Genomic DNA, 18314 nt, shown 5'->3' with positions numbered 1-18314 from the left:
GGGCAAGATCCCCAATGTTCCGGTTACGGGAGGTTCGCTATGAGTTCGGCCAGGGGCTTGCGGCGGCCGGTGTAGAACGGGATCTCCTCCCGGGTGTGCAGCCGGGCGCGCGCGCCGCGCAGGTGCCGCATGAGGTCGACGATGCGGTGCAGCTCGTCGGCCTCGAACGCGAGCATCCACTCGTAGTCGCCGAGCGCGAACGCCGACACGGTGTTGGCGCGGACGTCGGGGTAGTCGCGCGCCATCTTGCCGTGCTCGGCGAGCATGGCGCGGCGCTCCTCGTCCGGCAGCAGGTACCACTCATAGGACCGGACGAACGGGTACACGCACACGTACGCGCGCGGCTCCTCGTCGGCCAGGAACGCCGGGATGTGGCTCTTGTTGAACTCCGCGGGGCGGTGCAGCGCCATCTGCGACCACACCGGCTCGCTGGCGCGGCCGACGGCGGTGCGGCGGAACCGCGTGTAGACCTCCTGGAGGTCGTCGGAGCTGGGCGCGTGCCACCAGAACATGTAGTCGGCGTCCGCGCGCAGGCCCGCCACGTCGTAGGAGCCGCGGGTGGTGACGTCCTTCTCGGCCATCTGGTCGAGTAGGTCCCGCACTTCGGCGGCGTCCTGCTCGCCGAGCGTGCCGGTGTCGCGCACCCGGAACACCGACCACATGGTGTAGCGGATGACGTTATTGAGTTCGCGCGCCTTCGGCCTGGCCGCCGGCTCCGTCCCTGACATCGTTCGTTCCTCCTCGACTGCGCAGATGGTCCAGCACCCGGTCGGCCGCCGCGTTCGCCGAGGCGATGCAGGCGGGGATCCCCAGGCCGTCGTAGGCGGCGCCCGCGACGGCGAGCCCCGGTTGGCGGGCGACCGCGGCGCGGACCGCGGCCACGCGGTCGGCGTGGCCCACGTTGTACTGCGGCAGGCCGCCGCCCCAGCGGGTCACCCGGCTGTCGACGGGCAGCTCAGTGACGCCGGAGGTGGCGGCCAGTTCCGCCATCGCGGCGGCCTTCAGCTCCTCATCGGGCCTCTGGAGCACGTGCTCCTCGCCGAACCGCCCGATGGAGCACCGGACGGCGATGAGGCCCGGGTTGCGGTCGCGCAGATGCGGCCATTTTACCGAGCTGTAGGTGACGGCCTTGACGCCCCGGCCGCCCGCCTCGGTGTCGCTCTCCACGCCGGGGACGAGGTATCCGCTGCCGTCCAGGGGCTTGGGGAACGCGGTGGCCTGGTAGGCGAGGGTGACGATCGCCATGCTCGCGGACTCGATGCCCGCGAGCGCGCGCCCGGCGGCGGGCACCTCGTCGGCCAGCAGCCGGGACGCGGGCGCCGCGGGCACCGCGATCACGACGGCGTCGGCGTCGAGGAGTTCGGGGTCGCGGGCCGAGCCGACGGTGAGCCGCCAGCCGGCGGGACGGCGCCGCAGCTCGCGGACGGTGGCGTTCACGCGGACCGTCCCGCCGGCCGCCTCGACGTCGGCGGCGATCAGCGACGGCAGCGAGCCGAGCCCGCCGGTCAGGGTGGCGAACACCGGACCGGCGTCTTTCGGCGCGGTCTCCCGGATGCCCTGGACGGCGTTGATCAGCGAGCGGTGGGCGCGCGCGGCGGCGGCCACGGCGGGCAGCGTGGAGTCGAACGACAGCAGTTCGGCGCGTCCCGCGTAGACGCCGCCGAGCAGCGGCTCGACGAGCCGGTCGACGACCTCGCGGCCCATCCGGGCGCCGATGTAGTCGGCCACCGAGACGTCGTCGCCGCGCTGGGTCTCGGGCATCACCAGGTCGAGCGGGACGCGGGCCAGCCCGGCCGGGGACAGCACCTGCGAGGCGGCGAGCGCCTTCATGTCGGACGGGACGCCCATCACCTGCCCGGACGGGATGGGGCGGAGCGCGCCGCGGCTGAGGATCGCCGAGGAGGTCGTGCCGGGGTTCACCAGGTCGTCGCCGCGGTCGAGGGCGCGGACGAGCGCGAGGCCCTCGGGGCGGCGGGCCAGCATGGACTCGGCGCCCTCGTCCACCGGGATCCCGGCGATGTCGCTGACCCGGAGCTTGCCGCCGATCAGAGGGGAGCCCTCCAGCACGGTCACGCGGACGCCGGCGTGAGCGAGCGCGCGCGCGGCGGTCAGGCCCGCGATGCCGCCGCCGACCACGACGGCGTGGGAGGCGGGTCGAGACGGGGTCATGCGTCCAGCCTTCCAGACGCCCCGCGGAACCGCGCACCGGGGCGCCCGCAGCGCGGGCCGGTTTCTATCCGGGAGTGACAAGATCTTCAGACCTTGCCAGTGAATACTGGCAAGCATGAAGATCTGGAGAGTCCCGCTCGCCGCCGCCGCGGCGGTGGTCCTGGCCGCCGGCCTGACCGCCCCCGCGTCCGCCGCGACCCGCGGCGACTTCAAGCCCGTGTCCCTGCCCTTCTTCTGGCCGGAGAACGGCATCACGGACGTCGACGCCGCCTCGCCCGACAGCGTCTGGATCACCGGGTACCAGGGGGCGATCACCCTCCCCGGACCGATCCCCGGGATGGGCACGCAGATTCCCGGCAACCCGGTCGTGCGCCGCTGGCAGAACGGCGACTGGGTGGAGTACGACCTGCTGAACCTGCCGAACCACGCCTCGATCCAGGACGTCGACGCGGTCGCCCCCGAAGACGTGTGGATCAAGGGCGTCAGGTACGGCGACGACAAGACGACGTCCCCCTACCTGGGGCACTTCCGCGGCTCGGCGTTCAACGAGGTGCCGCTGCCTCCGGGAGCCGGCGGCGCCGGGACGCTGCAGGCCGGCGCGTCCGGCGTCTGGTACAGCACCCTGACCGACGTGTACCGCTGGACCGGCGACATCTGGACGGACAAGTGGACGCACGTCACCACCTTCCCGGAGATCAGCCTCGACACGGGCTACATCCGGGCCGACGATGACATCTGGCGCCTCGGCACCACCTCCGAGTGGAGCACGACGTTCGTGGCGCAGCACTGGGACGGGCGGTCCTGGAAGAGCGTCCCCATGAACACCGACGGCCTCGGCGTGGGGTTCGGCTTCGCCGACATGGTCGCCATCTCCCCCACCGACGCCTGGGCCGCCGGCACCGACAACCACACGTCGCCCGCCACGCCCGTCCTGATGCACTGGGACGGAACGGCCTGGTCGAAGGCCGCCGTCCCCGCCGGGCTCAACGGGCTGACCAGGATCATCAAGGGCGCGGACGGGGACCTGTGGGCCCTCGGGCACACGCTCGACGAGCCCGCCAAGCCCGGCCTGCTCCACTACAGCGGCGGGACGTGGTCGCGGGTGCCGACCAGCGCCGTCCCGAACCGGACCAACATCAACGCGACGCAGCTGGCGGTCGTCCCCGGCACCGGCGCCCTCTGGACGCTCGGGACCACCACCGTCGGCACCGTCAACACCGGCGTGATGGTCCTCTCCGACCGCTGACGCGCCCCCGGAACGGATGCGCAAGGGCACGGATGCGCCGGGGCACGGCCGCGCGGGGACGGCCGTGACCCCGGTGTGCCCCGGCCGTGGCCGGATCGCGACGCGGCCGCCGGAACGGTGATCTGCACCACTCCGTCCAAACCTCATGCTGAACGTCAGAAGCGTCAGGCAGATCCCGTACGCGCTGATCGTCCTTCTGCTGGCCGGGGTGCTGGGCGGGACGCTCGCGGCGTGCGGCGGCAGCGGACCGTCGTCCGATTCGTCGGAGCGGAGCGCGGCGCGCGGCGTCCCCGCCCCGGCGGCCACGCCGGGCGGTGTCGAAGCCCAGCGGAAGGGGGCGTCCGGCACGTCCGGGTCCGGCGCGCGCGGGGGCGCGGCGGCGCAGCCGCAGCCGCTGCCGCCGGCGGGCCGCGCCGTCGTCTACACCGCGACGATGCGGATCCGGGCCAAGGACGTGGACGCGTCCGCGACCAGGGCCAAGGAGCTGGTGAGCGCGGCGGGCGGGTACGTCGAGCACGAGTCCGGGTCGAGCGACCCGCCCGGCTCGACGATCACGCTGAAGATCCCGTCCGACCGGTACGCCGGCGTGCTGGACCAGCTGTCCCGGCGGCTCGGCACCAAGCTGTCGGTGTCCCAGCAGGCCGACGACGTGACCGGCGAGGTCGCCGACGTCGACAGCCGGGTGCGGTCCGCGAAGGCCGCGCTGGCGTCGTTCCGCAAGCTGCTCGACAAGGCCACGACGGTCGGCGAGATCATCGACGTCGAGCAGGAGATCGCCTCGCGGGAGGCGGACCTGGAGTCGCTGCAGGCCCGCCAGAAGGCGCTGAGCCAGAGCACGCAGTACGCGACGGTGACCGTCACGCTGGAGGCGGCGGCGACGCCCGCGCGGCACCACGGCGACCGAGGCGGGTTCGTTGGCGCGCTCGGCGACGGCTGGCACGCGTTCACCGGATTCCTCGGCGGCGTCGCCGTCGTGTTCGGCTGGCTGCTGCCGTTCCTGGTCGCCGCCGCGATCATCGTCGCGCCGATCGTGGCCTACCGGAACCGGCGCCGGAGCCGCGGGCCGGCGGAACCGGACACCGGCGGAGGCCGCGAGGAGCGGCCCGTCGCGGTCGGGACGGGCGGCGCGAGCGGCGCCGGCGGCCCGGATGACCCCGCCGGCGAGCCGGTCCGGCCGGAGACGCCGCCCGCCGACTGAGAGGCGCCGCCCGCCGGATGAGAGCCGCCACCCGCCGAATCAAAGGCGGGGGCGCGGGTCAGTGCTCGGAGCCCGCCTCGTGGACCAGGTCGACGAGGCGGGTCAGCACGTCGGGGTCCGTCGACGGCAGCACGCCGTGGCCGAGGTTGAAGACGTGGCCCTCGGCCGTCCGGCCCCGGGCCAGCACGTCCAGCGCGCGCCGCTCGACCGTCTCCCACGGCGCGAACAGCACCGCCGGGTCGAGGTTGCCCTGCAGCGCCTTGCCCGGCTCGACGCGGCGGACCGCCTCGTCCAGCGGGACGCGCCAGTCGACCCCGACCACGTCCGCGCCGGCCTCGCCCATCAGGCCGAGCAGCTCGCCGGTGCCGACGCCGAAGTGGATGCGCGGCACGCCGAGCGGCTCGATCTCGGCGAAGATCCGGCTGGTGTGCGGCAGCACCGAGGCGCGGTAGTCCTCCGGCGCGACCGAGCCGACCCAGGAGTCGAACACCTGGATCGCGCTCGCGCCCGCGGCGATCTGCACCTTCAGGAACGCGATCGTGAGGTCGGCGAGCCTGCCCATGAGCCGGTCCCACAGCTCGGGCTCGCCGTACATCATGGCCTTGGTGCGCTCCTGGTTCTTCGACGGCCCGCCCTCGATCAGGTAGGACGCCAGCGTGAACGGGCCGCCCGCGAAGCCGATCAGCGGCGTGGCCCCGAGCTCCCCGACCAGCCCCCCGACGGCCTCGGTGACGTAGGGCACGTCATCGGGCTCCAGCGGGCGCAGCGCGTCCAGGCCCGCGGCGTCCCGGATCGGGTCGGCGATCACCGGGCCGACGCCGGGCTTGATGTCGAGGTCGATCCCGATCGCCTTCAGCGGCACCACGATGTCGCTGAAGAAGATCGCCGCGTCCACGCCGTACCGCCGCACCGGCTGCAACGTGATCTCCACGATCATGTCCGGGCGGGCGCACGACTCCAGCATCGGCACGCCCTCGCGGAGCCGCAGATACTCTGGCAGCGCGCGGCCCGCCTGGCGCATGAACCACACCGGGGTGCGCGGCACGGGACGGCGGCGGCACGCGAGCAGGAACGGGCTCTCCGCGAGCGGACCCGGATCGGCGGACGGGTTCGCGGCGGCGTCGTTGGGGCGGGCGGCGTCAGCGGTCACGTTGTGAATGGTCCCACGAGAGCGCGTTCCCGGCGCACCGGGGTGACGACGAGGCGGCGGCGGTGAGCCACGAAGTTCCGGACACGCCGAGCGAAGTCCCGCATTCTGTCACCGGCGCGTGCGAACGTGATGCGTGTCATAGCCGAGGGAGGTTCCCCCTTGCACTGCTCCACCTGCGGTGATGAGCGTGAGTTCGAGCAGCCGCCGTGTCCCGACGGGCACGGCGCGGAGTGCCCCGAGCGGGTCTGCGTCGACTGCGGAGCGGCCGTCCTGGTCGACCCGCCGCTGACGTCCCCCGACCCCGCGCACGCGCCCCCCGGCCGGCCCGCCGCGTCCCCCGCGGGCCCGGCGGTCCAGGCGTCCCCCGGCGGGACGGGCCCCAGACGCGCCGGCTCCTCGCCGGCCGCATCCGCGCGGGCCGTGGCCTGAACGCCGCGGCCCCCGAGACGAAACCCACTGTGCTGTGCCTGCATCCCCTCCGTACCCTCCGGTCGCGCGCGGCGGCGTCCCGTCCCGGCACCACCGACACGAGTCCCGCCCCCGCACCCAGGCCGGTCCGCCCATGAACCCTCCCGCCTTCCAGCGGGCCCTCGACACCCTGCGCGAGATCCTCGACGGGCCGGGCCCGCGGCCCGAGCTCGACCTGGAGGACATGCCCGCCCCGCAGAGCCTGGCCCCGTACGCCGCGGCCCTGTCCGGGTCGGTCTACCGCGACGACGACACCGAGGTCGCGATGGGCCGGCTGATCGTCCTCTACGACCCCGACGGCGCCAAGGGCTGGACGAACGGCTTCCGGATCGTCGCCTACATCCGCGCCGACCTCGAACCCGACATCGCCGCCGACGAGCTGATCGGCTCCGTCGCCTGGGACTGGCTGCTCGAGGCGCTCGAGCCGGCCGGCTACGCGGGCGTCTCCGGGACGATCACCCGCGCGGTGTCGGAGAGCTTCGGCGACAAGCGCGACGAGCCGTCCACGACCGAGCTGGAGCTGCGCGCCTCCTGGTCCCCGACCGGCGACGACCTGGCCGGGCACGTCGCGGCCTGGTGCGAGGTGATGTGCACCACCGCGGGCCTGCCCCCGGCGGGCGTCTCCGCGCTCCCGGACCGGCCCGGCGGCGCGGGCCCCTGAGCCCGCGGGGCCGGCCGCGGAGCGTCCCTTCCGCGGAGGCACCGGCCCCGGCGGCACCGGCCGGCGCGACCGGGGGTCGTCCCTCCTCGGGAGGTCCTGAGAGCGACGTACGGTAGGGGACGTGAGCACAGCGTCCGGAACCGAGGCGGCGGGGGAGAACACGGGAAAAGTGGGAGTGTCCGAAACGCGTGCCACCGGTCCCGACCGGGACTCCGGTGGCGAGGAGCCCGCCGCACGGCCGGCGGGCGCGAAGAAGGCGGGCAAGGCGGTGCCCGCGGAGCCCGGCACGGCGGAGGAGCAGACCGGCACGGGCGGCGCGCCCGGCGCGGTGCCGCCGGGTCCCGCGCCCGGCGCGACGGTGCCCGGCGGCGGCGCGGCCGGCGCCACGGCGGCCGGCGTGGCCACCGCGGCGGGCAACGGCGCCGGTGAGAAGGCCGCCGGTGAGAAGGCGGCCGAGGACGCGGCCGGCGACGAGCGGCCCCCGGCCGTGCTGCTGCTGGAGCCGCGCGAGGGCGTCCCCCCGGTCGTGGTCGACGCCGCCGAGCTGGAACGCGTCATCGCCGCGTTCGCCGCGGGCACCGGCCCGGTCGCCGTCGACGCCGAGCGGGCGTCCGGCTACCGGTACGGGCAGCGCGCCTACCTGATCCAGCTGCGCCGCGCGGGCGCCGGCACCGCGCTGATCGACCCGATCGCCTGCCCCGACCTCACCGGCCTGGACGCGGCGCTCGCCGACACCGAGATGGTGCTGCACGCCGCCAACCAGGACCTGCCGTGCCTGGCGGAGGTCGGCCTCGTCCCGAAGCGGCTGTTCGACACCGAGCTCGCGGGGCGGCTGCTCGGCTACCCGCGCGTCGGCCTCGGCTCCATGGTCGAGAACGTGCTGGGCTTCTTGCTGGAGAAGGGCCACTCCGCCGCCGACTGGTCCACCCGCCCCCTCCCCGAGGACTGGCTGCGCTACGCGGCGCTGGACGTCGAGCTGCTGGTGGAGCTGCGCGACGCGCTGGAGGCCGAGCTGCGCGACGCCGGGAAGCTGGAGTGGGCGCTGGAGGAGTTCGAGGCGATCCTGACCACGCCGCCGAAGCCGCCGCGCCCCGACCCGTGGCGCCGCACCTCCGGCATCCACCGCGTGCGCAACCGGCGCGCGCTGGCGACCGTCCGCGAGGTGTGGGAGGCCCGCGACAAGATCGCGCGCGAGCGGGACCTGTCCCCCGGCCGGGTGCTGCAGGACGCGGCGATCGTCGAGCTGGCGCTGAACCCGCCGAAGACCCCCGCCGAGCTTCAGTCGCTGCCCACCATGCGGGGGCGCGGCGCCCGCCGGCACCAGTCGGCGTGGCTGCGCGCGGTGTCGCGGGCCCGCGCGGTGCCCGACCGGCAGCTGCCCGAGGCGAACCTGCCCGGCGACGGGCCGCCGCCCGCGCACCGCTGGGCCGACCGCGACCCCGAGGCCGCCAAGCGGCTGACCGCCGCCCGCGCCGTCGTCGCCGCGCTCGCCGACGAGCACTCGATGCCGTCGGAGAACCTGATCCAGCCCGACTTCGTCCGGCGGCTCGCGTGGACGCCGCCGGAGGAGCCGTCGGCGTCGGCGATCGGCGCCGCGCTGCGCGGGCTGGGCGCGCGCCGCTGGCAGGTCGAGCTGACGGCGCAGCCGATCGCGCGCGCGTTCCTCCGGCTCGACTTCCCCGCGCCGTGATCGGGGCGGATCGCGGCCGGGTTCACCGCGCGGGCGGTGCCCTCATCCGCATGTGAGGCACGTCTCGTCGGATGAGGTGACGCGATCGGGTCTTGCGGGGGGCGCCGCGGAGGCACACACTGGCTTAGGTTAGCTTTGCCTAAACCACTCGTGTCTCTGGAGGAGGTCAGCGATGCTCCTGGGCAACTTCCTCATCGGTATGCGGGAGGGGCTGGAGGCCGCCCTGGTCGTCAGCATCCTCATCGCCTATCTGGTGAAGACCGGCAACCGCCGGGCCCTCGTTCCCGTCTGGACGGGCATCGCGATCGCGGTCGCGCTCGCCGTCGGGTTCGGCATCGCGCTCACCGCGGCGTCCTCGGAGATGCAGTTCAAGACCCAGGAGCTGTTCGGCGGCGTGCTGTCGATCGTCGCGGTGTGCCTGGTCACCTGGATGGTCTTCTGGATGCGCAAGACCGCCCGGTTCATGAAGTCGGAGCTGGAGGGCAGGCTCGAAGGGGCGCTGAACGTCGGGCCGCTCGCGCTCGCCGCCGTCGCGCTGCTGTCGGTCGGCCGCGAGGGCATCGAGACCGTGCTGTTCCTCTGGACGAACATCCAGAGCTCGTCCGGCGGCTCCACCCAGCCGATCATCGGCGCGGCCCTCGGCCTGGTCGTCGCGATCGTGCTCGGGTACCTGCTCTACCGCGGCGGCCTCAAGATCAACCTGGGCCGGTTCTTCACCTGGACGGGCGGCGCGCTGATCGTCGTCGCGGCGGGCGTGTTCGGCTACGGCTTCCACGACCTGCAGGAGGCCGACGTGCTGCCCGGCCTGAACGCGGTCGCGCTCGAACCGCACGTGTTCTTCGACAAGCTCGGCACCCCCGGCGACTGGCTGCAGACCGTCCTGCAGGGCGTGCTGAACGTCACCCCGCAGATCACCTGGCTGCAGCTGGTCATGTGGGCGGCGTACCTGGTGCCGGTGATGGCGCTGTTCCTGCGCAAGACCGGCCCGAGCCGGCCGGCCCCCGCCCCGAAGAAGGCCGTCGAGCCCGCCCCGAGCTCCTGACCGGCCCGAACCCGTGACGGCCGTCGCCCCGGCTAGAGGTCCGGCAGCGGGTCGCGGGGCAGGGTGTCGCGGGCGAAGACCTCGCTGTCGGCGGCGTTGACGACCGGGACGTACTCGTCGTCCACCTCGAACGCGGCGCCGCCGAACTCGAAGGACGCGCCCGCGCCGGTCTCCACCGGGCCGATCCGGGTGCCGCGCGGGTAGGCGCCCCAGATGCTCTTCGGCGTGCTGCGCCCCAGCGGACCGGTGGAGATCACGGCGACCTGGTCGTCGGTGACGACGAAGATGAACCCCGCTCCGCCGCCGTAGGACCTCGCGGGGAAGATGTAGCGGATCTGGCCGTCGGTACCGAGGAACTCGCGGCAACGCTCGCGCAGCGGACGTGGCACGGGCATGGCTGTGCGGGCACCTCCCGGGGAGGACGTCGTCGGCGCCCCCATCATGCACCGGTTCGCCGAATCCGGGCCAGAGCCGGATCCGGATCGGAGACCCGTCACACCGCGGCCAGCGCCACCGTCGGCGACAGCCGCGCCGCCCGCACCGCCGGGTACAGGCCCGCGACCGTGCCGATGAGCAGCGTCGCGCCGAGCGCGCCGGCGGGCGCCCACCCCGGCAGGACCGGCGGCCAGCCCTTCGCCGCCGCGAACCCGGCGGTCACCGCGGCGCCGAGCAGCACGCCCGCCGCGCCGCCGGACGCCGACAGCAGCAGCGACTCGGCGAGGAACTGCGTCCGCACCTGGCCGCGGGTGGCGCCGAGCGAGCGGCGCAGCCCGATCTCGCGGCGCCGCTCCAGCACCGACACCACCATCGTGTTCGCGACGCCGACGCCGCCGACCAGCAGCGCCACCGCGCCGAGCCCGAGCAGCAGCCCGGTGAACGCGCCCGCCGCCTCCGCCTTCGCCCGCAGCGCGTCCGACGGCCGGGCGACCTCGACCTCCTCGGGGTGCTCCGGGTTCACGGTGCGGGCCAGGACGTCGCGGACGCCGTCCACCGACGCGTCGGTGGACCGCTCGTAGATCGTCGTCGGGTGCCCGTCGAAGCCGAGGTAGCGTTCCGCCGCGTCCCACCCGACGAGCGCGGACCGGTCGATCTCCGGCGCCAGCTCCGCGGGCCGCAGCAGGCCCAGCACGGTGAACCAGCGGCCGCCCGCGAACACCCGGCCGCCCGCCGCGTCCACGCCGAGCCGCCGCGCCGCCTCCGAGCCGAGCACCATGCCGGGATACCGCTCGGTCGCCGCGTTCAGCCACCGGCCGCTCGCGGTGCCGGCGCCGAGCGTCGCGAGCAGGTCCGGCGAGGCCGCCTGCACCGCGATGCCCTGCGTGACCTCCACCGGGATGCGGTCGGTGCGGCGCACCGTCGCGTCCACCGACCCGGTCGCGCCGACCCCGGTGACCGGGCCGATCCGCCGCACCATCTCCGGCGCGGTCTCCGGCAGCTCCGCCTGGCCGCCGAACAGGGTGCTGCCCGGCTTCGCCGTCAGCAGGTTCGTGCCGAGCCGGTCCAGCCGCCGCAGCAGGTCCTCCTTGCTCGACGACGAGATCCCGATGACCGCGACCATCGTCGCGATCCCGATCGCGATGCCGAGCGCCGACAGCACCGCCCGCGCCGGACGCGTCCGCAGCCCCGCGAGCCCGGCCCGCACGACGTCCCGCGGCCCGAGCCGCGCCGGGGCGAGCCCGCTCATCGGCTCCTCGCCCCCGCCCGCTCGTCCTCGACGACCAGCCCGTCCCGGACCCGGACCCGCCGCGGCGCGCGGGCCGCGACGTCCGGGTCGTGCGTGATGATCGCGACGGTGGTGCCGGCCCGGTTCAGCTCGTCCAGCAGCGCCAGCACCCCGGACCCGGCCGCCGTGTCGAGGTTGCCGGTCGGCTCGTCGGCCAGCAGCAGGTCCGGACCGCCCGCCACCGCGCGCGCCACCGCGACCCGCTGCTGCTCGCCGCCCGACAGCTGGTGCGGCCGGTGCCCGGTCCGTTCGCCGAGCCCCACCCGCTCCAGCGCCTCCCGCGCGCGCTTGCGCCGCTCCTTCAAGCCCGCGCCGCTGTAGAGCAGCCCGTCGGCCACGTTGTCGAGAGCGCTGACGCCCGGCGCGAGATGGAACTGCTGGAACACGAACCCGATGTGCCGCGCCCGCAGCGCCGACAGCTCCCGGTCGCTCAGCCGCGCCACGTCGTGTCCCGCGACCCTCACCCGTCCCGCCGTCGGCCGGTCCAGCGTCCCGATCATGTGCAGCAGCGTCGACTTCCCCGACCCGGACGGTCCGACGATCGCCACCAGCTCCCCCGTCCCGATCACCAGGTCCACGCCGCGCAGCGCCGCGACGCTCCCGTACTCCTTCGTCACCCCGGCCAGCTCCACGATGGCGTCGCCGGCCGCGCCGTCTCCGAGCCTCATTCGGCCGGCACCCCCACCCGGACGCCCTCGCGGACGCCGTCGCCCTCCACCTCGACGCGCCCTCCGCCGAACGCCCCCGTCCGCACCGGGACGAGCCGCCGCCGCGCCCCGTCCACGACCTCCAGCCCGAAGCCGCCCTCCTTGAGCGCCAGCAGCGCCTCCACCGGCACCGACAGCACGTCCTTCCGCCGCTCGCTCTCCAGCTCGACGCCGACCGGCGCCTCGTCGAGCCGGCCCGTCCCCTCGCCGCCCAGCGACACGTCGACGCCCACGGTGGTCTTCTGGTCCTGCCCCGAGCCGGTCGTCTCGGCGACGCTCCCGACCTTCGCGACCGTCCCGTCCACCGTCCTCCCGCCGGGCAGCTCGACCCGCACCTTCTCCCCCACGCGCGCCATGTCCTGCTTGTCGGCGTCCAGGTCGATGTGCACGACCCGCCGCGTCCCGGCGACCGTCAGCACCGGCTGCCCCTGCACGGCCCGCTTCCCCTCCGGTGCCTTCACCTCCTTCACCTTCACGGCGCCCGCGAGGAACACCACCTGCCCCGGCGAGAGCGTCCCGGTCCGGTCGAGGCCCCGGTCGTCCTGCCACTCCTCCACCGCGGCCTCGGTCGCGCCGGTGAAGTCGTCGTCCACGGTCATCCCGCCGTACCCGAGGGCCCGCAGGTTCTCCTCCAGCTCCCGGACGTCCTTGCCCGAGTCGCCCTCCTTGAGGACCCGGTACATCGGCACGCCCCCGTACATCAGCGTGACCGGGTCGCCCGCGACCCGCAGCAGCGTCCCGCCCCTCCGGACCGTCGCGCCCTGCTCCGGCGCCCACGTCACGACCCCGGACGCCCCCGCCCATACCTCGCGCTCGTCGCCGTAGGTGAGCTTCCCGTCCACCTTCTCGGTGTCGACGAGGTCGCCCCTGGTCACGGCCGCTGTACCGAGCCGCGCCGCCGGGGGTTCGGCGCCCTTCCCGTCGCCGGACGTCCAGGCGAGCGCTCCCCCGCCGGCCGCCACCACGACGGCCGCGGCCCCGCCCGCCGCCATGGCGCGCCTCACTTCCCCGCTCCCGGCACGAGGGCCTTGCACGCCTCCCGCGCCTTGTTCACGGTCCCCGGGTCGGCCTTCCCCGTCGGTATCCGGATCGTCCCGTCGGGATCCGGGTCCTTCATGTCGACCCCGTGCTCCCGCATGCACTGCGCGAACTTCACGTACTGGTCGCGCACCTTCGGGTCCTTCAGATCGGGCAGCTTCCCGCCCGCCTGCAGCCACGATTGGCACTTCTTCATCGCGGCCTGCAGTTTCTCCCGGCCGGCGCCCTTCCCGATCCGCATCGTCTCCGCGTGCCCGCTCCCCGGGTCCGGGACGTCCACCCCGTTCTGCCGCATGCACTGCGCGAACTTCAGCTGCGCGTCCTCCGGGCTCAGCGACCGGCTCGGCGACGCGGACGCCTTCACCGCCGCGCCCCCGGCGCTCGCGACCCCGTCCCCGCCGTCACCCCCGCCCCCGCACGCCACCGCCCCGGCCAGAACGGCCCCGGCCACCACGATCACCCGAATCCTCATGCCTCCCTCTCCGCCAGACCACCCGGCCCAGCGGCCCCCACCAAACCCACCCCCGCGTTAAACGTGCATTAGGCGGTGTGTGATCGGAGCGGGTGCGGGTGGGTGTCCGCACCCGCTTTGGAGGGCTTCTCAGCCGCTGGCGGTCCCGGCGCAGTGCGGCTAGTCGGCGCGGCAGAGTTCCTGTTCGGCGATGGAGAGCGTTTGCCGGCGCAGCGAGGGCTGTAGGGAGTTGGTGTTCAGGAGAAGCGCGACGCGGTTATGGCCGAGTTGCATCACGCTGGAGGTGTATCCGTCGATGTCTCCGAGAGAGCCGTAGGCGGTTCCGCACGGCGTCGAGGTGATCGTCAGGCCGAGGCCGTAGCCGACGCCGGGCATACCGGCGGCGGTGAAGAACGCATCGGCTCCCGGCGTGGGCCGCTCCATCTCCGCGAGCAGGTGCCGCGGGACGAGCCGCCCGCCGAGCAGCGCGCCGAGGAACCGGTCGACGTCGTCGCCCGTCGACACCATCGCGGCCGCCGCCCCGGCCGCGCCGGCGCTCGTCCGGGTGGTCGCGTCGAGTGCGGGGCCGGAACGGGGCGGCAGCGGAGCGGCGAAGACGTAGCCGCGTGCCTGGCGGGGTGCGACCGTGGTCGCGGTGGGGAACGTTGTGCCGGTCAGGTGGAGGGCGCGGATCAGGCGCGTCCGCACCTCGTCCTGGATCGTGTGGCCGGTGACCCGGCGGACGATCTCGCCGAGGACGATGTAGTTGGTGCTGGAGTAGTAGAAGCCGGTCCCCGGCATGAAGTAGGGCGGATGCGCCGCGCCCAGAGCGATGAGCTGCGCGGGCGTGTACGCGGCGCCGGGGTCGAAGCGGGGATCGGCCGAGTAGTCGAAGAGTCCGCTGGCGTGTTCGAGCAGGTCCCGCACGGTGATCAGGTCGGCGTGCGGGACCGGTTCGGGGAGGAGCCCCGCGATCGGCTGGTCGAGGGCGAGCCGGTGCTCCGCGACCAGTTGCAGCACCACCGCGGCCACGAAGGTCTTGGTGATCGAAGCGATCCGGAACCGGTCGCCGGGGTGCATCGCCCGATTCGCGGAGACGTCCGCGAGGCCCGCGGCCATCCGCCGCGCCGGCCGTCCGTCGCGGCTCGTGACCGCGGCCACGCCGGGCACACCGTCGACGTCGACGAGTTCCTGGATCTCCGTCCGCAAGCGGGCATCGCGGGACGGGGCACCCGTGGCGTGCGCCGGCGGCGAGGCGGCGACCCCGATCAGCGCGGCGATGACCGGGGCGGCACAGCGCTTCATCCACATGAGCGTTCTCCTTCATGACCAGGCATGGCCGCCACCATCGCAACCGCACGGCCGGCCGTCTTGGAGAAATGTCCGCACCCGTGGCCGACGCCGCGCGTACCGAGCGATCCGGGAACGGCGGACATTCGTACAAGCCACCGGCCCCCGGCTGCGGCGACAGTGACCTGTGACCGACGGGATCTCACCGAGCCGAGGGGAACGCGATGCCGCAGACCGGTTCAGGCATGTACTGGGAAGAACACGGCCAGGGGCCGGCGACACTCGTCCTGTTGCCGGGGTTCGGCGCCACGGCCGGACTGATGGCCGGGATCGCGCGGCACCTGAGCGGATTCCGCGTCCTGGTCTTCGACCTGCCCGGACACGGCCGGTCCGCCGGCGCGCCGGCGGACGGGAGGCTGCCCGCGCTGGCCGCGACCCTGCACGACGCGATCAAGGACGCCGGCGTCGGCGCGCACTTCCTGGCCGGCTGTTCCCTCGGCGGTGCGATCGCGCTGCGCATGGCGCTCGACCACCCGGACGAGGTGCGTGCACTGGTCGGCATCGTGCCGTGGAACGCCGCGGGGACGACCGCCGACGACCAGGTGATCGCCGCCTTCGATGCCGCGTACGGCGACACCGAAGCCCTCGCTCAGGGAGTCGCGGCGATCTCCGTGGACCCGTCGAAGACGTCGGGTCTGGTGGACGGCATGCTGACCGTCACCGAGCCGATGTGGCACGGCTGGCTCGCCGGAGGCGCCCTGACGAGCCAGGCCGACGAGCTGCCGGGGCTGCGCGTGCCGGCCTGCTCCATCATCGGCGGCAAGGACGTCGTCGTCGACCAGGCCGCGCAGCTCGACGACGTACGGCGCATCCCGGGCGGCCGCGCGGTCCTGCTGAGCGACCTCGGCCACCTGTGCGGTCTCGAAAGGCCCGATGTCGTCGCGCACGAGATCACCGCGTTCCTGACCACCGTGAACACGGAATCCAGGTGAGACGGGCGGGTTGTTGGTTCGGTGATAAACGGCGGGGTGACGCTGTGCGGTGAGGCACATAACCGAGCGTGCGCGGTCGGCCATAATCCGTTCGTGCCCAGCAACGCCGCGCCCCCGCTGAACGAGGACTTCCGGCTGGTCGAGGGGCTCCGGAGGCAGCGGCCCGGGGCTGTCGGCCACGTCTACAACGTGTACGGGCCCGAGCTCGTCGAGTACGCGGAGGGGCTGCTCGGCGACCACGGGCGGGCGGTGGCGGCCGTGCGGGCGGCGCTGCTCGCGCTGCGGCGGGCCGAGGGGGCGGACGTCCCCGACGCGGGAACGTTCCGGGACTGGCTGTACGAGGTGGTCCGCGACGAGTGCCGCAGGCCCGAACGGGGGCGCCGGCGGATCGCGGTGATCGGGGCGGCGGCCGCGGCGGTGCTGGCGGCCGGGGTGGTCGCGGCGTTCGAGACGGGCGGCGGGGACGCGGCGCCCCGGCGGGCGCCGACGGTGGCGGCGGCGACGCCGGAGCCGAGCGCGCCGCCGGTGACGGTCTCGCCCGCGCAGAAGGACGAGCAGGAGAAGAAGGATGTGAAGGAGAAAGGCGGGAAGAAGGACGAGCCCGCCGGGAAGAGGCCGGCGAAGCACGAGCCGGGCGGCGGAGCCGGGGGCGGGGCAGGGCGGCTGGCGGTGAGCGACGGCGGCTGCCACGGCCTCGGTGTCGCCGGGCTGCCGAGGTCGTGCCCGGTGCGGCTGACGGCGGTGGGCGGGACGGTCCACTGGGCGGTGGCGTCGGTGCGGTCGCGGGGCGGGCGGGTCAGCGCGTCCGGTGCGGGGACGCTCAAGGCGGGCCGTTCGACGACGGTGACCGTGGTGGTGCGGCCGACGGTGCTCTGCTACATGGGCGGGGGCGGCGGAGGGTCGGTCGGCTTCTCGCCGGGCGGCACCGCCACCGTCTCCTACACCTGCTGGCGCCGCTAGTAGCATCACGCCTCATGTCGCGAGCGATCTCCCGGGACCCCGATCGGCTGGTCCTCTTCACCGACGCGGTCGTGGCCATCGCCGTCACGCTGCTGGTCCTGCCGCTGGTCGACGTGGTGCCGGAGACGGTGCGCGGGCACGGGGCGTCCAGCGAGGTGATCACCGAGCACAAGGCGCAGATCTACAGCTTCCTGCTCAGCTTCGTGGTGATCATCCGCCTGTGGCTGGTGCACCACCGGACGTTCGAGCACATCCGCGGCTACACGCGCGCCCTGATGCTGTGGAACGCGGGGTGGGTGCTGGCCATCGTCGTGCTGCCGTTCACCACCGAGATGGTCGCCTCCTACTCCGCGCACGACCGCTTCACCATCGGGTTCTACATCGGCAACGTCCTCGCCGCGGCGGTGTGCCAGACCCTGATCACCGTGATCGCCTACCGGACGGCCGGGGTGGCGTCGGAGGACGACCCGCCGACGGCCGCGGCGATGCGCGGCGGCCTCTCCACCGTGCTGCTGCTGATCGTCGCCCTGGCCGTGGGGGTCGTGTTCCCCCAGGTCTCCTACTGGGGCCTGCTGCTGCTCGTCCTGGAGCCGCTGGTGAGCAGGGGCTGGCGGTTCGTGGGTCTCTAGCCCCCGGACGGCCGTATCGGCGGGGTACGACGGGTATCCGGGCGCGGTCCGGGGAAGGTTCCCGGGGGTCGGCACCGCCTCCGGAGACCGAGGAGCTGGCATGGACCAACGGCCCGAGATCGACACGACCGTGCCGCATTCGGCGCGGATCTGGAACTTCCTGCTGGGCGGCACGGACAACTTCCCCGTCGACCGCCGGGCGGGCGAGCAGGTCTTCCGGTCCTTCCCCGGGATGGTCGACATGGCCCGCCGGTCCCGGCAGATGCTGACGCGGGTGGTGCGCTTCCTGGCCTCCGAGGCGGGGGTCCGGCAGTTCCTCGACATCGGCACGGGCCTGCCGACCATGGACAACACCCACGAGGTCGCGCAGCGGGTCGCGCCGGAGGCCCGCGTCGTGTACGTCGACAACGACCCGCTGGTGCTCGTGCACGCCAGGGCGCTGCTGACCAGCAGCCCCGAGGGCGCCACCGACTACATCGAGGCCGACGTGCGCGATCCCGAGCCGATCCTGGCGCAGGCCGCGCGGACGCTGGACCTCGGGGAGCCCGTCGCGCTGATGCTGATGGGCATCCTCGGGCTCGTCGAGGACTACGACCAGGCCCGCGACGTCGTCCGACGGCTGATGGCGCCGCTGACGTCGGGCAGCTACCTGGCGGTCTACGACGGCACCGACGACGATCCGGCGTACCTGGCGGCCATCGAGGCGTTCAACTCCGGGAGCGGCGCCGTCCCGTACACGCCGCGCAGCCGCGAGCAGATCGCCCGCTACCTCGACGGCCTGGACGTGCTGCCGCCCGGCGTCGTGCCCGTGACGCGGTGGCGCCCCGACCCGGACGGGGAGCTTCCCGAGGTGGCCTGCGCCGGGGGCGTCGCGCGCAAGCCCTGACCCGCGCGGTACCA

Annotated in this window: 19 protein-coding genes; 10 read left to right on the top strand and 9 right to left on the bottom strand. The window is 74.3% G+C overall.

The features are described from left to right. Nucleotides 1-23: 23 nt before the first annotated feature. Both hemQ and hemG read right to left on the bottom strand, forming a co-directional pair. Nucleotides 24-728, bottom strand: coding sequence for a hydrogen peroxide-dependent heme synthase (gene hemQ / locus ABT299_RS27950; RefSeq protein WP_190857406.1), 705 nt, complete (start codon nt 726-728; stop codon nt 24-26). Continuing rightward, nucleotides 679-2169 carry a protoporphyrinogen oxidase gene (hemG, locus tag ABT299_RS27945; protein WP_500252522.1) on the bottom strand — a complete coding sequence of 497 codons (1491 nt, stop codon included), beginning with the start codon at nt 2167-2169 and terminating at the stop codon, nt 679-681. The genes hemQ and hemG overlap by 50 nt, the downstream gene beginning before the upstream one ends. A 115-nt stretch (nt 2170-2284) precedes the next feature. Here hemG and ABT299_RS27940 point away from each other — a divergent pair, with 115 nt between their 5' ends. Together ABT299_RS27940 and ABT299_RS27935 are read left to right on the top strand one after the other, a co-directional pair. Further along, nucleotides 2285-3415, top strand: a complete 1131-nt coding sequence (locus ABT299_RS27940) for a hypothetical protein (RefSeq protein ID WP_500252521.1) — start codon at nt 2285-2287, stop codon at nt 3413-3415. A gap of 145 nt (nt 3416-3560) precedes the next feature. After that, nucleotides 3561-4613, top strand: a complete 1053-nt coding sequence (locus ABT299_RS27935) for a DUF4349 domain-containing protein (protein WP_500252520.1) — start codon at nt 3561-3563, stop codon at nt 4611-4613. Between the two features lie 58 nt (nt 4614-4671). Here ABT299_RS27935 and hemE read toward each other — a convergent pair whose 3' ends face one another. Continuing rightward, nucleotides 4672-5682, bottom strand: coding sequence for a uroporphyrinogen decarboxylase (hemE, locus tag ABT299_RS27930; RefSeq protein ID WP_387024024.1), 1011 nt, complete (start codon nt 5680-5682; stop codon nt 4672-4674). A 240-nt stretch (nt 5683-5922) separates the two neighbouring features. Between hemE and ABT299_RS27925 the strand changes: the two genes are divergently transcribed. From ABT299_RS27925 to efeU, 4 genes are all read left to right on the top strand, one after another. Further along, nucleotides 5923-6192, top strand: a complete 270-nt coding sequence (locus ABT299_RS27925) for a hypothetical protein (protein ID WP_190857415.1) — start codon at nt 5923-5925, stop codon at nt 6190-6192. A 133-nt stretch (nt 6193-6325) separates the two neighbouring features. Then, nucleotides 6326-6892 (top strand): DUF3000 domain-containing protein, encoded by a 567-nt coding sequence (locus tag ABT299_RS27920; RefSeq protein WP_190857417.1) that lies wholly within the window; start codon nt 6326-6328, stop codon nt 6890-6892. A gap of 487 nt (nt 6893-7379) precedes the next feature. After that, a complete protein-coding gene (locus tag ABT299_RS27915) occupies nt 7380-8582 on the top strand; it encodes a ribonuclease D (protein WP_500252536.1) in 1203 nt (400 codons plus the stop codon). Between the two features lie 172 nt (nt 8583-8754). Then, nucleotides 8755-9624 carry an iron uptake transporter permease EfeU gene (gene efeU, locus ABT299_RS27910; RefSeq protein WP_387023918.1) on the top strand — a complete coding sequence of 290 codons (870 nt, stop codon included), beginning with the start codon at nt 8755-8757 and terminating at the stop codon, nt 9622-9624. A 32-nt stretch (nt 9625-9656) separates the two neighbouring features. On the opposite strand, the gene ABT299_RS27905 is transcribed toward efeU, so the two are convergent. The 6 genes from ABT299_RS27905 to ABT299_RS27880 form a co-directional block, all read right to left on the bottom strand. Further along, nucleotides 9657-10019 carry a hypothetical protein gene (locus ABT299_RS27905; RefSeq protein WP_190857421.1) on the bottom strand — a complete coding sequence of 121 codons (363 nt, stop codon included), beginning with the start codon at nt 10017-10019 and terminating at the stop codon, nt 9657-9659. A 98-nt stretch (nt 10020-10117) separates the two neighbouring features. After that, nucleotides 10118-11308, bottom strand: a complete 1191-nt coding sequence (locus ABT299_RS27900; RefSeq protein ID WP_500252519.1) for an ABC transporter permease — start codon at nt 11306-11308, stop codon at nt 10118-10120. Further along, nucleotides 11305-12015, bottom strand: a complete 711-nt coding sequence (locus ABT299_RS27895) for an ABC transporter ATP-binding protein (RefSeq protein WP_190857424.1) — start codon at nt 12013-12015, stop codon at nt 11305-11307. The genes ABT299_RS27900 and ABT299_RS27895 overlap by 4 nt, the downstream gene beginning before the upstream one ends. Next, the gene (locus tag ABT299_RS27890; RefSeq protein ID WP_500252518.1) at nt 12012-13058 is read right to left on the bottom strand and encodes a peptidoglycan-binding protein; all 1047 of its coding nucleotides are present in this window, start codon (nt 13056-13058) and stop codon (nt 12012-12014) included. Before ABT299_RS27890 ends, ABT299_RS27895 begins: the two co-directional genes overlap by 4 nt. Further along, nucleotides 13055-13564, bottom strand: a complete 510-nt coding sequence (locus ABT299_RS27885; protein ID WP_500252517.1) for a hypothetical protein — start codon at nt 13562-13564, stop codon at nt 13055-13057. The genes ABT299_RS27890 and ABT299_RS27885 overlap by 4 nt, the downstream gene beginning before the upstream one ends. Before the next feature lie 159 nt (nt 13565-13723). Then, nucleotides 13724-14848: a serine hydrolase domain-containing protein gene (locus ABT299_RS27880; RefSeq protein WP_500252516.1), complete on the bottom strand. Its 1125-nt coding sequence runs from the start codon at nt 14846-14848 to the stop codon at nt 13724-13726. 209 nt (nt 14849-15057) lie between these two features. Here ABT299_RS27880 and ABT299_RS27875 point away from each other — a divergent pair, with 209 nt between their 5' ends. The 4 genes from ABT299_RS27875 to ABT299_RS27860 all read left to right on the top strand — a co-directional run bounded on the left by ABT299_RS27875 (nt 15058) and on the right by ABT299_RS27860 (nt 18300). Further along, nucleotides 15058-15825, top strand: coding sequence for an alpha/beta fold hydrolase (locus ABT299_RS27875; RefSeq protein WP_500252515.1), 768 nt, complete (start codon nt 15058-15060; stop codon nt 15823-15825). Between the two features lie 93 nt (nt 15826-15918). Then, nucleotides 15919-16785 carry a hypothetical protein gene (locus ABT299_RS27870; protein ID WP_500252514.1) on the top strand — a complete coding sequence of 289 codons (867 nt, stop codon included), beginning with the start codon at nt 15919-15921 and terminating at the stop codon, nt 16783-16785. A 14-nt stretch (nt 16786-16799) separates the two neighbouring features. Then, entirely contained in the window at nt 16800-17414 is a 615-nt protein-coding gene (locus ABT299_RS27865; RefSeq protein WP_190857434.1) for a TMEM175 family protein, read from the top strand. 100 nt (nt 17415-17514) lie between these two features. Then, complete coding sequence (locus tag ABT299_RS27860; RefSeq protein ID WP_190857436.1) at nt 17515-18300, top strand: SAM-dependent methyltransferase; 786 nt, start codon at nt 17515-17517, stop codon at nt 18298-18300. Nucleotides 18301-18314 lie beyond the last annotated feature (14 nt).

The organism is Spirillospora sp. NPDC000708, from assembly GCF_040299565.1.
GTDB lineage: Bacteria > Actinomycetota > Actinomycetes > Streptosporangiales > Streptosporangiaceae > Spirillospora.
The sequence above is the reverse complement of the archived record's forward strand: the minus strand, read 5'-3'. Positions and strand labels throughout refer to the sequence as shown.